General features: G+C 61.4%; 13 protein-coding genes. All 13 read right to left on the reverse strand.

What is annotated here, in order from left to right:
* Positions 1 to 117 precede the first annotated feature (117 nt).
* On the reverse strand, positions 118 to 852 hold the full coding sequence (locus ACM6IM_RS09795; RefSeq protein ID WP_192301515.1) for a WecB/TagA/CpsF family glycosyltransferase: 735 nt from the start codon (positions 850 to 852) through the stop codon (positions 118 to 120).
* Entirely contained in the window at positions 852 to 2,039 is a 1,188-nt protein-coding gene (locus ACM6IM_RS09800; protein WP_414865004.1) for a glycosyltransferase family 2 protein, read from the reverse strand. The genes ACM6IM_RS09795 and ACM6IM_RS09800 overlap by 1 nt, the downstream gene beginning before the upstream one ends.
* Positions 2,036 to 3,238, reverse strand: a complete 1,203-nt coding sequence (locus tag ACM6IM_RS09805) for a glycosyltransferase (RefSeq protein WP_414865005.1) — start codon at positions 3,236 to 3,238, stop codon at positions 2,036 to 2,038. Before ACM6IM_RS09805 ends, ACM6IM_RS09800 begins: the two co-directional genes overlap by 4 nt.
* A gap of 11 nt (positions 3,239 to 3,249) precedes the next feature.
* Positions 3,250 to 4,248 (reverse strand): DUF535 family protein, encoded by a 999-nt coding sequence (locus tag ACM6IM_RS09810; RefSeq protein WP_414865006.1) that lies wholly within the window; start codon positions 4,246 to 4,248, stop codon positions 3,250 to 3,252.
* Positions 4,249 to 4,255: 7 nt separating this feature from the next.
* Positions 4,256 to 5,233 (reverse strand): glycosyltransferase family 2 protein, encoded by a 978-nt coding sequence (locus tag ACM6IM_RS09815; RefSeq protein ID WP_414865007.1) that lies wholly within the window; start codon positions 5,231 to 5,233, stop codon positions 4,256 to 4,258.
* A 28-nt stretch (positions 5,234 to 5,261) separates the two neighbouring features.
* Positions 5,262 to 5,786 (reverse strand): serine O-acetyltransferase, encoded by a 525-nt coding sequence (locus ACM6IM_RS09820; RefSeq protein WP_414865008.1) that lies wholly within the window; start codon positions 5,784 to 5,786, stop codon positions 5,262 to 5,264.
* 8 nt (positions 5,787 to 5,794) lie between these two features.
* Complete coding sequence (locus ACM6IM_RS09825; RefSeq protein WP_192301521.1) at positions 5,795 to 6,751, reverse strand: glycosyltransferase family 2 protein; 957 nt, start codon at positions 6,749 to 6,751, stop codon at positions 5,795 to 5,797.
* Complete coding sequence (locus ACM6IM_RS09830; protein ID WP_201188961.1) at positions 6,744 to 7,361, reverse strand: acyltransferase; 618 nt, start codon at positions 7,359 to 7,361, stop codon at positions 6,744 to 6,746. Before ACM6IM_RS09830 ends, ACM6IM_RS09825 begins: the two co-directional genes overlap by 8 nt.
* A 129-nt stretch (positions 7,362 to 7,490) precedes the next feature.
* Positions 7,491 to 8,867 (reverse strand): oligosaccharide flippase family protein, encoded by a 1,377-nt coding sequence (locus ACM6IM_RS09835; RefSeq protein WP_414865009.1) that lies wholly within the window; start codon positions 8,865 to 8,867, stop codon positions 7,491 to 7,493.
* Between the two features lie 116 nt (positions 8,868 to 8,983).
* Positions 8,984 to 10,114 (reverse strand): glycosyltransferase family 4 protein, encoded by a 1,131-nt coding sequence (locus tag ACM6IM_RS09840; RefSeq protein WP_414865484.1) that lies wholly within the window; start codon positions 10,112 to 10,114, stop codon positions 8,984 to 8,986.
* A 130-nt stretch (positions 10,115 to 10,244) separates the two neighbouring features.
* A complete protein-coding gene (locus tag ACM6IM_RS09845) occupies positions 10,245 to 11,687 on the reverse strand; it encodes an FAD-dependent oxidoreductase (protein WP_201188964.1) in 1,443 nt (480 codons plus the stop codon).
* Positions 11,684 to 11,848: a twin-arginine translocation signal domain-containing protein gene (locus tag ACM6IM_RS09850; protein WP_207195359.1), complete on the reverse strand. Its 165-nt coding sequence runs from the start codon at positions 11,846 to 11,848 to the stop codon at positions 11,684 to 11,686. Before ACM6IM_RS09850 ends, ACM6IM_RS09845 begins: the two co-directional genes overlap by 4 nt.
* 54 nt (positions 11,849 to 11,902) lie before the next feature.
* The gene (locus ACM6IM_RS09855; protein ID WP_201188965.1) at positions 11,903 to 13,279 is read right to left on the reverse strand and encodes an oligosaccharide flippase family protein; all 1,377 of its coding nucleotides are present in this window, start codon (positions 13,277 to 13,279) and stop codon (positions 11,903 to 11,905) included.
* Positions 13,280 to 13,378 lie beyond the last annotated feature (99 nt).

Raw genomic sequence — 13,378 nt, forward strand, 5'->3', positions numbered from 1 at the left:
CCGTTATGAAGAAAAAAGTCTCTAGTACACCTGCCAAGTCGAAATACTGAGCAGAGTAAAGATGCAAGACGAGAGTTTTGCAAGATATTTCAGAAGTGTTTCCGCAAGGATGGAGCGTCAAGAATGCCTGCTCAACAACGTGCGTAACAAAAACATCGGGTTACCCACCACGTAGCGTGTGAACAGGCGCCTGGGCTCACTGATCAGCCTGAACACCCACTCACAACCTAGGCGGCGCATCCATTGCGGCGCGCGGGAGACCTTGCCGCCAAGAAAGTCCAGGATGGCCCCGCCGCACACGACCAGACAGGGGACGCCGCTGGCCGCCAGCATCGCCGCGACTGCTTCCTGCTTGGGCATGCCCATGCCCAGCACCACCAGTTGCGGCTGACATTGCCGAGCCAGCTCGACATAGGTCTCCATCGGCGCAAAACCGTGGTGGGCCGAGACGACATTGACCGAGAACGCAGCCTCGCTGTGTTGCACGGCCTTGGCCAGATAGGGTTCCTGCGTCCCCCAGAATGCCACCCGCCGGCCCTTGTAGGCGGCGAGCAACTTGGGGATCAGGTCGGTGCCATTCATGTTCAGCCCCGGCGCCCGACCGAGCCGGCGAAAGAGAATGGTCATGCCCGAACCATCGCGCAACAGCACGTCGGCGGCCGACAGGGCCCGGTAATAATCGCCGTTGCCGGTCACCAGGTTCATGGCGTGGGCATTGACGAAGCCAAGCACGGTCGCCGTCCCGGTTCGGGACAGCGCCTCGATCAGGGCTTGTTCGTCAGCGCCGTCATTGACCACCCTGATTTTCTGCACAATCGCTTGCCAGTTGCGTTGCCAACCCAGGCCACTCATCAATGATCATCCCGTTTCGAACGCACCCAGTCGACCTGACGCTTGAGCAGGAACCCGATGTACAGCGGGATTTTCTTCAGGGCGTAGAGCGGCGCATACATCAAGGCGGTGAACGCGATGATCGTACGCCCGAATTGACTCCATGCCAGCAGAATCGTCACGCCCAGCAGGGCCATCCCGCTCGTGGCAATGATCGCCGGTGCCGGGCTTGCGCCCAGCAGGAACACCAGCCAGGACAAAACGAAGCCAGCCCCCAGCACCAGGCTCAACAGCGCCAATGGCGGGACCCACAGGTCCAGGGTCATGGCCAGCAGGTTCCAGTTTTTGCGGCGGATCGACTCCACGAACAACTTCGGCGCATCGCCCAGGATGACGCCCAGGTGACCATGCTCCCAACGGGTTCGCTGAGTGGCCAGGCCCTCATCGGTGCGGGGGAAATAGCTGGTCACCAGCGCATCGGGGCAAAACAGCGGTGGTTTGCCGCTGCGGCAGAAATCCAGGCCCATCTTCAGGTCTTCGACAATGTGATTGCTGCCCAGCTCGATCAAGGCCAGGTCTTTCCAGACAAAGGCCATGCCGGTGCCCATCAATGGACAAGGAAGACCAAGCCAGGCCCAGCCGCGTGGTCGCACCCGGTTTTTCACACACCAGGCGAACTCGGCCAACTGGACTTTCAGCCCGGAACCGGCCGGCGCGTGCATCAAGTCCAGGGCCTGGGTCGGTCGTCCGGATTCAATGCAACGGATCGCCAGGCGTTCGAGGGTGCCCTCCCCCAACTGGCAATCGGCATCGATGACGATCATCACCTGCGGCGGATCGCTCGCCAGGTGACGCGTGCCGAACTCGAGCGCGTAGCCCTTGCCCCGCTGCTGGTCATTGCTGCGCTCCACCACCTCGGCCCCCGCCGTGCGTGCCACGGCGGCGGTGTCGTCGGAACAGTTGTCGGCGACCACCAACAGGCGATCGCCCTCCAGCAATTGCGTCTTGATACTGTGGAGGGTCGCGACGATGACCGAGGCCTCATTATGTGCCGGCACCAGCACCGCCACCCGTGGCCGCGGTCCTCGTGCGGGCGCTGGCGAGCGCACGGGCAGGCAGGCCAGCAGCACTTGCACAAACAGCACCAGCACGGGCAGTACGATAAGGAGCAACACTGCGCTGAACAGCCAACCGATTAATGTGATCATGCCTGCGCCTTGAACAGAGCCGCCAGTTTGGCCGCTTCGGTATCGATATCGTGCCGTACCAGCACGCGCTGGTAGGCGGCCTCGCCCATGCGCTGCAACACCTCGACCGGTTGTGCCAGGCAATCTTGCAGTGCGTCCGCCAACTCCTCCACCGCACCCGCCGGGAACAGCCAGCCGTTCTCACCCTGGCGCACCAACTCGGGAATGCCCGCGACAAAGGTCGTCAGGACGGGACGCCGCAGCGCCATGGCTTCCATGATGACCACCGGCAAGCCCTCGGCAAAGCTCGGCAATACCATGGCGCGGGCGGCGAGCATTTCCGCGCGCACCTGCTCGCTGCTGATCCAGCCGGTAATTCGCACGTGCGCTTGCAGGCCATGCTGCGTGATCAGGGCTTCGATCTGCCCGCGCATCTCACCATCGCCGGCCAGGACGATCTCGAAAGCCACGCCTTTCACCGCCAGCAGACGAGCGGCTTCCATCAACAGCAACTGGCCTTTCTGCTCACACAGACGTCCCACGCAAACCAGCCTCGGTACGGACGGCACCGGCACCGCCGGCACCTCGTGAAACGCCCGCTCCAGTCCGCAGTGCACGACCTTGACCTTGGCCCAGTGGCCATGGTCGACCCAGCGATACAACTGGCTGCGGCCATAGGAACTGATGGCCGCGACAAACGCCGAGCGCCGGACTTTCTCGCCCAGATGAATGAATTGCGGTTTGTCGAACTCTTCCGGACCGTGCACGGTAAAGCTGTAGGCCGGCCCGCCCAGTGCGTTGGCCAGCATCACCACCTCGGTGGAGTTGGTGCCGAAATGCGCATGCACGTGTTCAGCGCCAAACGCCTGCAACCAGGGCAGCAGGCGGCAGGCTTCCGCGAGGTAGATCAAATGATACGGCCAGGCCCGGTCGGCACGCCGGCCCATGCGCAGCGCCAGCCACAACCCTGAAAAAAACGCCCGTGGCCGCTCGCGCAATACCTGCAGCACCGGCATCAGCAGCTCTTTGACACCGCCTTGCAACACATAGCGGGTCTTGTCGCGCTCGGACACGTCCTCGGCATCCACCAACTCGGCGTCCCAGCCCCGCAAGGCGATGCGCTGCACCTCGAAACCCTGGCGCTCCAGCGCCAGGATCTCGCGACGAATGAAACTGTGGCTGACCTTGGGGTATTGATTGATGAAGTAGGCGATGCGCATAGGGACCGGGCTTAATTGTCGTTGGGGGTGGTGGCGGCAGGCATGGCCACGCCGGCAGCGATACCGAAAGCGTCAACCGGCGCCGCGCCCTGGGTGGCGGTGGTGCCGATCAACACGGCGTCGACCTTGTTGAACGTGCTCTGCAGCAACTCGTAACGCCGGCGGTACATGGCGCGCTTTTTCGCGGCAATGGTGTCGAGCGGCTTGATGGACGGTGCCAGGGGGATGTCGAAAAAGTCTTCCCGCTCGGAGGGTGTCGCCCCGTGCTCCAACCAGATCACGTCATAGTTGGCCGCCAGTTCCTGAGCCTTTTGCGCACCAAAATAGGGGTGGCGATGATGACGGAACTCATCCCCGACCGCGTAGAGCTTGTCCACGCCGAGCCTGAGCGCGATATGTTTGATGACTTCAATCAGCAGGCTTCTGGGACGCAGACCCTCGAACGCCTTGGTCAGGTCACGGTAAATCGCCAGGGATCTGTCACTGTCCACACCTTTGTGAATGCCCTGGACAGCGCCGATGAACAGGCCAGTCCCGATATCGGTGCGGCACAGCGTGAAGGCCAGCGACGCAATGCGCAGGTCGTCCTGAAACAAATTCAGCACCAGCTCGCCTTCGCGCATGAACCATTTCGGCCGGTCCAGCACCAGGGAACAATCCGCCGCCCACTCGGACAGGTCGGCCAGTTTCAGGGTCTCGTTACGCCCCGACAACAACAGTAGCGGGCAGACCTGGGTGACCGTTTCGTAGTGCGAGGCGATGGCCCCCAGCCGCTGCTCAGCTCCCCAGGCTTTACTGACGTAGGGCCACTGGACGACGCCCAGGCAGTCCGTGCCCAGGGTTTGCAGGCCATTGGCGCCCAGCGCCGCTGACATGCGCGACGAAAACGATTCGAGGGCCGGCCGGTTTCTGGCCACCAGGCCCGGAACCTTGAGCTGGTTTTTCAATGCCCTCGGGGTCACCCCGGCATTGAGCCACAACAAGCTTTTAAGGGTGAGCCAATAATCCATGAACGCCTCACTTGTATTCGATCAAGGCCGACTTGCCGGCGCCGAATCTGCTCAACAGAAATTTGACCTGCCCCAGCATCTCGGGAAACTTCCCCAGCACCAGAAAGAAAGCCAGCAGCCAGTTCTCGCGTGTCGACCTGCCACCCCGTCGGGCCAGGCGCGCCACCTGCAACGGATAAATCAGCAGAAGCAACAGCCCTGCCGCCCCCACCATCGAGCAGGCGACAAGCGTTGCCAGCGGAACACCCAGGCCCCAGAACCAGGCCCGGCGCGACTCGCGTCGCCAGTGCTGCTCTGCCGTTGCCCCGTGTAACGATGCGCCCTCGGCAAACGCGTGGCCACCGCGCAACGTACGCGTCCACCATTGGCCGAATCGGGTCATGGCCGCATCGTGCAAGGTCATTTCCTCCTCCAGGCGCCAGACCTTCCAGCCCAGCGCCCGCAAGCGCACGCACAGTTCCGGCTCTTCGCCGGCAATCAAGTCCGCACGGAAACCGGACACGGCGGCAAAGGCCTGCGCGCGCATCAACGCATCGCCGCCACAGGCCCGGGCTTCGCCTATTGGCGTATCCCATTCGATGTCACACATCAGGTTGTACACCGAGCGTTGGGGAAAGCGTTCACGCCGCCGTCCACAGACCACCGCCACCTCGGGCCGCGCCTCGAGGAACGCCTGGGCCCGGGGCAGCCAGCTGGCGACCACTTCGCAGTCACCGTCGACAAATTGCACATGCCTCATCGACGGCAGCAGGCGTTGCACACAGGCAAAACCTTCGTTGCGCGCACGGGCCGCGGTGAACGGGATCGTCATGTCCAGCTCGACCACCGCGACCCCGAGTGCCCGCGCCATCGGCACCGAACCATCGGTGGACCCCGAGTCGACGTAGACAACCTGCTGCGCCGCCCCCAGCAGTGACGCCAGGCAACGTTCCAGCCGCTGGCCCTCGTTGCGTCCGATCACCACGACGCCTATTCCATTGATCAAGGCGTTCACCGAGTCCAGGCGAAAACGTTCATGAGCCTTCCTTTGCCTGTGCAGGCTGTCGTTGCTTGATGATCGCGGGCACGCCCACGGCCACGCAGTCGTCCGGTACATCGGTCAATACGACCGCGTTGGCACCGATCACCACGTTGTTGCCAATGCGGATATTGCCCAGGACCTTGGCCCCGGCACCGATATCGACGTTGTTGCCCATGACCGGCGCGATGGGTTCGTTGACATTCTTCAGGCCCACCACGACCCCGTTACGGATACGGCAATCATCGCCAAACCGGGCGTAACCGCTGATGACGATGCCGCCGAAATGATCGATGACGAAGTTACGCCCGACCTCCACTTCGCACGGCAGCTCGATGCCCGTCACGATCTGCACCAGCTTGAACAGTACTTTGTAGAGCAAGGAAAACACTTTGCGTAACAGCGCCGGGCGCACGCCATAGCGCCAGCGCCCGAAGCGATAAACCAGCATCACCCAGAAGCCCTGGGCTCCCCAGTCACCGCCGTAGGCACGTAAATCCGCGCGTATGTTGTCGAACATGAAGGGCTCTACCGTGTTGGTTGGGTGGCGAACTTGGTATCACGCAGCAGCGCCCAGGTGACCCGGGCATGTTCCCAGCAGGCACCAATGGCGGCACGACCACGACGCTTGAGCAAGGCCTTGAGCGCGAGGATCAGGTCGCCCAGGCACACCAGCGCCATGTGCCAGGCCAGGCCTGCCACGCCATGGTGCTTGCGGAAATACAACAGCTCGCTTTCGATTTGCAGCCGGGGTATCTGCCGACTGGCGACGTTGAGTTCATCGACGGACTTGGCACTTTCTCCACCGATATGCACCACGGTGGTGTGTGGGTAGAAAACCACCTTCCAGCCGGCCTGCTTGACGCGTTTGCAGTGATCCACTTCCTCGTAATAAAGGAAGTAGCGCGGGTCGAACAAACCGACCGTGTCGATGACCTCGCGGCGAATCAGGTAATAACAGCCGGGCACCCAGTCACACTCGCGGACGGAGGCGTGATCCCACTGCATGTCATCGACCCGCTTCACCCAGGGGAAAAAGCGCTCAAGCCCCGCGCGCGACAGAAACACATTCAGCGGTGTCGGGAAATAACGGCACGAAGGCTGCAAATCCCCGTCCCGGCCTTCCAATCGTACGCCGAGAATGCCGCACTCGGGGTGCGCCTCCATGTAGTCGAGGGTCTTGCTCAGGGTGTCCGCCGCCACGAAGGCGTCAGTATTGAGCAGCAATGCGTACTTGCCCTGCAGGTGTTCAACCAGCTGATTGTTGGCACGGCCAAAGCCGACATTGCTTTCATTGGCCAGCAGCAACGCCCCGGGACACAGGGTCGCCAGGCACTCCAGCGAGTTATCGACGGAGGCGTTGTCCACCACCAGGTAACGCGCCCGATCCGTACTGTCGGGTTGGCGCAGGGCATTGAACATCGGCTGCAACAGCCCTGCGGTGTTGTAGTTGACCACCAGCACATCGAGAGGCGCATTAACCATTGGATTTTTCACCAAAGAAGTAGTCGGCGCGCATGACTCGCAGCCTGGATTCCAGGGCCGGGTCAAACTCACCGTTACGCTCGCGGATGAGGTCCATCCAGGGATATTCGGCGCATCGATCTTCGACATTCTTCAACAACGTCTCCAATGTGCAGATCACCCTGGCTGGATTACCCCCGACCACGACATCGGGCGGGACATCGCGCAGGACAACCGCGCCGGCAGCGACCAGGGAATTGGGGCCAATCTTCACGCGCGGCAGGATGATCGCGCCATGGCCGATGAAAACGTTATCGAGGATGTCTATCGGGCCGACGGAATCCAGCTTCGTACCGTAGCGCACGTTGAGCAGCGCGACCGAGGCATCGTGCCCGATCAGCGTGCAATCGGATAAACCGACGTTGTTGCCCAGACGCACCAGTGATGGATCGGTAATGTTGCACCCGACGTTGATCCACACGTTTTCACCGATGGAATGCAGGGATCGCCACTGGACCAGGAATCGCGCCCATTCGAAACCATCCGGTCGGCACAGTCGTTTGTAGAGCGAGGTTCCACGTCCCGTTGTCCTGGCAAAATGAGCGATAGCGCGCTTCAGTAGACCAATCATCCTGTCAGCCCCAAAAAATTCAAAAAAACGCCTGTGCCAGGGTTCGATGCGCCCCGATCCTTCATTCGTGCCCCTAAGCGTAGCCGCCGCTCCGACATCCGGCACGACGACGGCCCTGTCCCGCCAGGGTCAAAACCAGTTGACTATCGCCAGCACCGCCTCGCCACACACCATTCCCACCAGCACCATCGGCAGGACGATGAGCTCTCGCCTGAGATCGAACAACCCCACCTTGCGATTGACATACACCACCAGGATCAACGTCGGCAAGGCATGCAGCGCAACCCCCCAAATCGCGTACTTCGCGCCCCCCAGGGCCAGTAACAGCGGCAGCAGCACCCACAACGAGATGGCGCGAATGATGTTGTCCATCGCCTGGTACTTGGTCAGCCCCAACGCCAGCCAGAGTTGATGCGCCACGGCAAAGCGCCAGGTGAAGAAAGACAGGGACAGAATCGCCAGCATCTCGCCAGCACCGGCATAACGCTCATCGTACAGAAAATGGATCAGCAACGGGCTGAGGACCCAGGCCAACCCGCAGAGAAACAGCGAAACCAGGTCGAACATCAACTTGAAGCGTACATACAGCGCGTGCAGGCGCGTGGTGTCGTTGACCCGCGCAGCCTCGCTGAACGCCGGCAGGGCCACGGCCCCGAGCAACCGTTGCATGCCCATTTGCAGCGCCCCCAAAAACAGCACGGCAATGGAATAGACCCCCAGTTCGCTGGCCGACATACTGCCGCCGAACCAGATCCGGTCGCCGTTCATGGCCAGCACGCCCACCGCCGACGACAACAGCATCCAGCGTCCGAACACCACCACTTCCTGGAGCGCGGGACGCTCCCAGTGCAAACGGTTGGGCGGTCCGGAAAACCAGAAATGCCCGAGCAGCGTCATGGCCAGGGCGGCCACCAGCCCGGAGCCCACCAGCGCCCAGATCGAGCGGGTGAAATAACCGATGATCAACATCGTCAACAGCCCGGCCAACTGCGAGACGAACTCGGCGAGCACGACTTTTTTCTGCTCGAAGTCGCGCACGGCCACGTCGACCTTGGTGGACTGGAAACCATAGATGATCGCGGAAATGCCGGTCACGGCCAGCACCAGCGGCAACTGCGGCGCGGCGTAGGTGGAATGCTCCGGCCACATGTGCATGACCTGGGCAACCCAGGCGGCGCCGGCGATCGCCAGGGTGAACGCGAAAAGAATGAAGCCGCGGATGATCTGCACCGTCCACACGGTGTTGAGGAAGGCCGGATCGTTGCCTCGCGGGCTCTGGATGATGTTCTGGCGGAAGCCGACATCGGACAGCAGGTGCAGCACCACCGACACGGTGGTGGCGATGACCATGATGCCGAACATCTCCGGCATCAGCAGACGGGCCATGATCAGGTTGCCACCCAGGCGGATAGCCTGTGATGTGATCAGTGCCCCCAGATTCCATGCCCCGGCAAATATCGCTCGCCTGCGAAGGCTCAACGATGGCGATACATCAGCTGGTGGCATCACTACAACCCCGGAATCCATGACACGAAAAAGTACTATAGCCGCCGCTTGCCATTCCACTGGTATCTGTCATTGGCCCAGCGGCAGGCCTTGCGATGGCACGATGGGCGTCGATATCAACCCCGTCCTTCCAGCACGGTAGGCTCCGGTCGGGCAGCACGCTGCCCGGACAGACGCTTGCCCACCGCCTTGTTCAATGCCGCTTCAAACAGACGGGCAGAGTGCTCCCAGGTGCTTGAGGCCACGGTTTGATGAGCCGCTTCGGACACCGCACGCCACGCCATGTCGTCGAGGTTCAGCAGATACTCGACGCCCACCGTCAGCGCGTGCGTGTCGTCGATATCCGCCAGCACACCGTTGTTGAAACAGGATATGGCTTCCATCGGCCAACCCGTACGGGTCGACACCACCGGCGTCCGACAGGCCATGGCCTCCATCGCCGTCAGGTTGAACCCTTCGCTGCGGCTCGAGGCCAGCCAGACATCACATTGCGTATAGAGATCACGAATCCGATCCTGATCGGGCGCCAGGTGAAACTCGACACTCGCCGGTAACGCGAACGCCCCCGTGGGCGCAAAGCTGCCAAAGGAAACGACGCGCAGGGTCGGGTATTTCTTTTCGAGCGCGGCAATGACGTCGAGCGTCACGTCGAGCCCCTTCAAAGGTGTTTCATGGTAAAGGAAACCAACGGTCGGGCGCTGTTGCCTGGCCCTCGGCGCCGCGAAGAACTGCTGGTGATCGACGCTGTTGGGCACCAGGTCGACATCCGCATCGCCGTAGTCCACACGCATCAAGTCAGCCAGCCATTGGGAGATGGTGATCTTGTGCAGCGGCATCCGGTAGGTGGCCATGACCCGGTCGATCGGGCAGAACGGAAAGATCTCATGCCCTTGCACGAAATACACTTTCTCGCCCTTGGCCGGGCTCAGGGCATTGACCCACTCGGCCGTCTCCCACCAGGTGGCAACCACCACATCGGCATCCGGGACATCGGACTCCACGATCGGGCGGTATTTTTCGATCACCCGGTGATCGAGGTCCATATCATCCAGATAAGAGGGAATGACCGGGGTGACCAGCCAGCCCTTGCCAGTGACGAAACTCTTGATCTTTCTGCGCAGCGGAATAGCCGGATAAGGCAGGGAAACCAGTGTCACTTCATGACCGGCATCCGCCAATGCCTGGGCGTAAATCGTCACCACGCGAATCCCGCCCGACATGCTCGCCACGCTCAAAACAAAAGTCACTTTCAACAGGCTATCTCCATTCCCCCCTGAAAAACCAGGGGCTGGCTACCCAATTCCGATGCACATCCAGCCAGACAGGCGCTTATCAAGCCCACCCGTACGAGCATCAGCCAGAAAATCCATTAACGCACTAACTTATACGATTGATGTGCTCAGCCAACCTGAGTGTCAGTTGTAACAGCGGCATGGTCGGATTGCTCGCACCGCCGGTCGCAAAAACGCTGCTGCCCGCGATGTGGAGGTTCTCCACGCCAAATACCTTGCAATTCTCGTCCACCACCCCGAACTCCGGTGCCGACGCCATCCGCGTGGTCCCCATATGGTGGGCATGGGGATTGACCTTCAACGGCACGGTCTGGTCATACACGCACTGCTCCAGCTTGACCAGGCCCAGCCCCGTGTCAGCGAAGCACTTGGCCATTTCCAGCCCGATCGACTTGACGGTGTCGCGGTCCGCCGGGCTCAGTTCCCAGTGAACCACGGCCTTGCGCATCCCCAGGGCATCTCGCTCCGGCAGCAACGAAACACGGCTGTCGAGGTTGGGAAACTGCTCGATCAACGTGCCGATCACGCCATCGCCGGGGCAATCGAACTTGGTGATGAACTCTATCTTCTGCTCCACACCCACGTCGCAGATGAGGTTTTCGAAAAAGCTCTTGATGGCGGCCATGCGCCCATAGGTCTTGACTTCAGAGACCAGGGAAATGGCAACGTTACCCTTGCCGGCCTTGTGCTGCGCCACGAAGGCATCGGTGGTGAAGTACTCGCGGGAGTCCTTGCCCTGCCCGTCCTTGAGGATGAAGGTGCCAAGCTCGACGTTCAGGTGCTCCATGAAACATTTGCCGACCAGGCCGCCCTCGGTAACGATGCCGCCCGCTGCCAGGGATTCGCTGTTGAGCAGTTGCCGGGCATTTTCGATGGCGCCTGTGGCCAGAATGAACTGCCGGGCCTTGACCCGCTCCCGATGCTGCTCGTAGTCCGCCACGACGATCGAGGCGATACGCCCGGTTTGGCTGTCGAACTCCAGGTCGACGCAGTTGCAGTTGATGAAGACATCCAGGCCCTCGGTCTCGTCGAGTTCCTTGGCGTACTTTTTTGCAAAACGCGTCGGCGGGCTGAGCAGGAAGCGATCTGCCGCAAATTCGGAGCCGTCCAGGGAAGGGTTGATCGCCTTGAATCCGGCGTTCGGCACCAGGTCGACAATCGCCATCGCCTGCGCCAGATGCGCCTCCATTTCGGCGAACGCAATGGGCCAGCCGGGCAGGCGCACGGGCGGGCCGTTGTTGAAGTCCGACGCTTCGAAGGGGCGGCAGCGCCCGGACCAATGGTTGGAAGTCCCGCCCAGGTAACGCAGGCGTGTTTCCTCGGCGTAGACCTCAAGGCCGGTCGAGGGGCACTGGTAGAGACTCTGCGAGTTTTGCGAGTACTCGCGACCGCCGCCTTCGAGCAGCAGCACACGCCGGCCGTTGACCGCCAGACGCAAGGCCAGGGTAATACCCGCCGGCCCGGCACCGACGATGCAGACGTCATAGAAGTCGCGCAGTTCTTTTTGCGATTGGTAGTCTTTGATCATGTTTGCGCTGGCTGAAAGTGCTGGGCCGGCAGTACCCACCCGTTGATGACGACGTACCCCGACTTGACGGCTGAAGGCACTGCAACGGCTTGCGACAATCCAGGGATGAACCCTGCGAGCCCCAACAGCGCGCACACACGCAGAAAGTCCCTGCGGTCCATTGCAGAGGTATTCAAATCAGGTTCGTTCACGGTTCAAGCTCCCCGACATCAAAGTCAAAACCAGTCAGCAATTTTCAACACCACTTCCCCGCAGATAACCCCTGCCAATGCCATTGGCAAGACGACGAGCTCACGCTTGAGATCGAACAAGCCGACCTTGCGATTGACGTACACCACCAGAACCAGTGTCGGCAGCGCATGCAGCGCAACGCCCCAGATCGCATAATGCACGCCGCCGATGGCCAACAGAAGCGGCAACAGCACCCATAACGAGATGGCGCGAATGATGTTGTCCATCGCCTGGTACTTGGTCAGCCCCAACGCCAGCCAGACCTGATGCGCCACGGCAAAGCGCCAGGTGAAGAAGGACAGCGAAAGGATCGCCAGCATTTGCCCCGCTTCGGCGTAACGCTCATCGTACAGAATGCTGATCAGCAATGGGCTGATGACCCAGAACAGTCCGCAGATAAACAGCGAGACCAGATCGAACATCAATTTGAAGCGGCCATACAACACATGCAGGCGTGGCGTGTCCTGGCTACGGGCGGCCTCACTGAATGCCGGCAACGCCACGGCACCGAGCAGCCGCGCCATGCCCAGCTGCAGCGCGCCCAGAATCAGCACGGCAATCGAGAACACTCCCAGTTCATTGGCCGACATGCTGCCGCCGAACCAGATCCGGTCGCCATTCATCGCCAGCACGCCCACCGCCGACGACAACAGCATCCAGCGCCCGAACACCACCACTTCCCGCAGCGCGGAGCGCTCCCAGTGCAGGCGGTTGTGCGGCCCCGGAAACCAGAAGTGGCCCAGCAGCGTCATCGCCAGCGCGGCCACCAGGCCGGAACCCACCAGCGCCCAGATCGAGCGGGTGAAATAACCGATGATCAACATCGTCAGCAGCCCGGCCAGTTGCGACGCGAACTCGGCAAGCACGACCTTTTTCTGCTGGAACTCACGCACGGCGACGTCGACCTTGGTCGACTGGAAGCCATAGATGATCGCGGAAATACCGGTGACCGCCAGCACCAGCGGCAACTCCGGCGCGGCGTAGGTGGAATGCTCCGGCCACAGGTGGATCACCTGGGCAAACCAGGCGAAACCGGCGATCAGCAAGGTGAACGCGAAAAGAATGAACCCGCGGATGATCTGCACCGTCCACACGGTGTTGAGAAAGGCCGGGTCGTCGCCGCGCGGGCTCTGGATGATGTTCTGGCGAAAGCCGACATCGGACAGCAGGTGCAGGACCACCGACACGGTGGTGGCGATGACCATGATGCCAAACATTTCCGGCATCAGCAGGCGGGCCATGATCAGGTTGCCCCCCAGCCGAATGGCCTGGGACGTGATCAGCGCCCCCAGATTCCATGCCCCGGCAAAGATGGCTCGCCTGCGAAGGCTCAACGACGGCGAGATATCAGCTGGTGGCATCGTAACAACCCCGGACTCAACTCCATGAAAACGTACTATAGTCGCACTTTGCCATTCTACTAGTATCTCTCATTCACCCATCGGTAAAGCCTGACCATC

The organism is Pseudomonas sp. IT-P12 (assembly GCF_949767465.1).
Classification (GTDB): Bacteria; Pseudomonadota; Gammaproteobacteria; order Pseudomonadales; family Pseudomonadaceae; genus Aquipseudomonas.

Bases quoted from the DNA above. Each gene is read 5' to 3' on its own strand.
- ACM6IM_RS09810 (WP_414865006.1), bottom strand. From the start codon at position 4,248: ATGGATTATTGGCTCACCCTTAAAAGCTTGTTGTGGCTCAATGCCGGG.
- ACM6IM_RS09835 (WP_414865009.1), bottom strand. From the start codon at position 8,867: ATGCCACCAGCTGATGTATCGCCATCGTTGAGCCTTCGCAGGCGAGCG.
- ACM6IM_RS09845 (WP_201188964.1), bottom strand. From the start codon at position 11,687: ATGATCAAAGACTACCAATCGCAAAAAGAACTGCGCGACTTCTATGAC.
- ACM6IM_RS09855 (WP_201188965.1), bottom strand. From the start codon at position 13,279: ATGCCACCAGCTGATATCTCGCCGTCGTTGAGCCTTCGCAGGCGAGCC.
- ACM6IM_RS09805 (WP_414865005.1), bottom strand. From the start codon at position 3,238: ATGCGCATCGCCTACTTCATCAATCAATACCCCAAGGTCAGCCACAGT.
- ACM6IM_RS09795 (WP_192301515.1), bottom strand. From the start codon at position 852: ATGAGTGGCCTGGGTTGGCAACGCAACTGGCAAGCGATTGTGCAGAAA.
- ACM6IM_RS09825 (WP_192301521.1), bottom strand. From the start codon at position 6,751: ATGGTTAATGCGCCTCTCGATGTGCTGGTGGTCAACTACAACACCGCA.
- ACM6IM_RS09820 (WP_414865008.1), bottom strand. From the start codon at position 5,786: ATGTTCGACAACATACGCGCGGATTTACGTGCCTACGGCGGTGACTGG.
- ACM6IM_RS09830 (WP_201188961.1), bottom strand. From the start codon at position 7,361: ATGATTGGTCTACTGAAGCGCGCTATCGCTCATTTTGCCAGGACAACG.
- ACM6IM_RS09800 (WP_414865004.1), bottom strand. From the start codon at position 2,039: ATGATCACATTAATCGGTTGGCTGTTCAGCGCAGTGTTGCTCCTTATC.
- ACM6IM_RS09850 (WP_207195359.1), bottom strand. From the start codon at position 11,848: ATGGACCGCAGGGACTTTCTGCGTGTGTGCGCGCTGTTGGGGCTCGCA.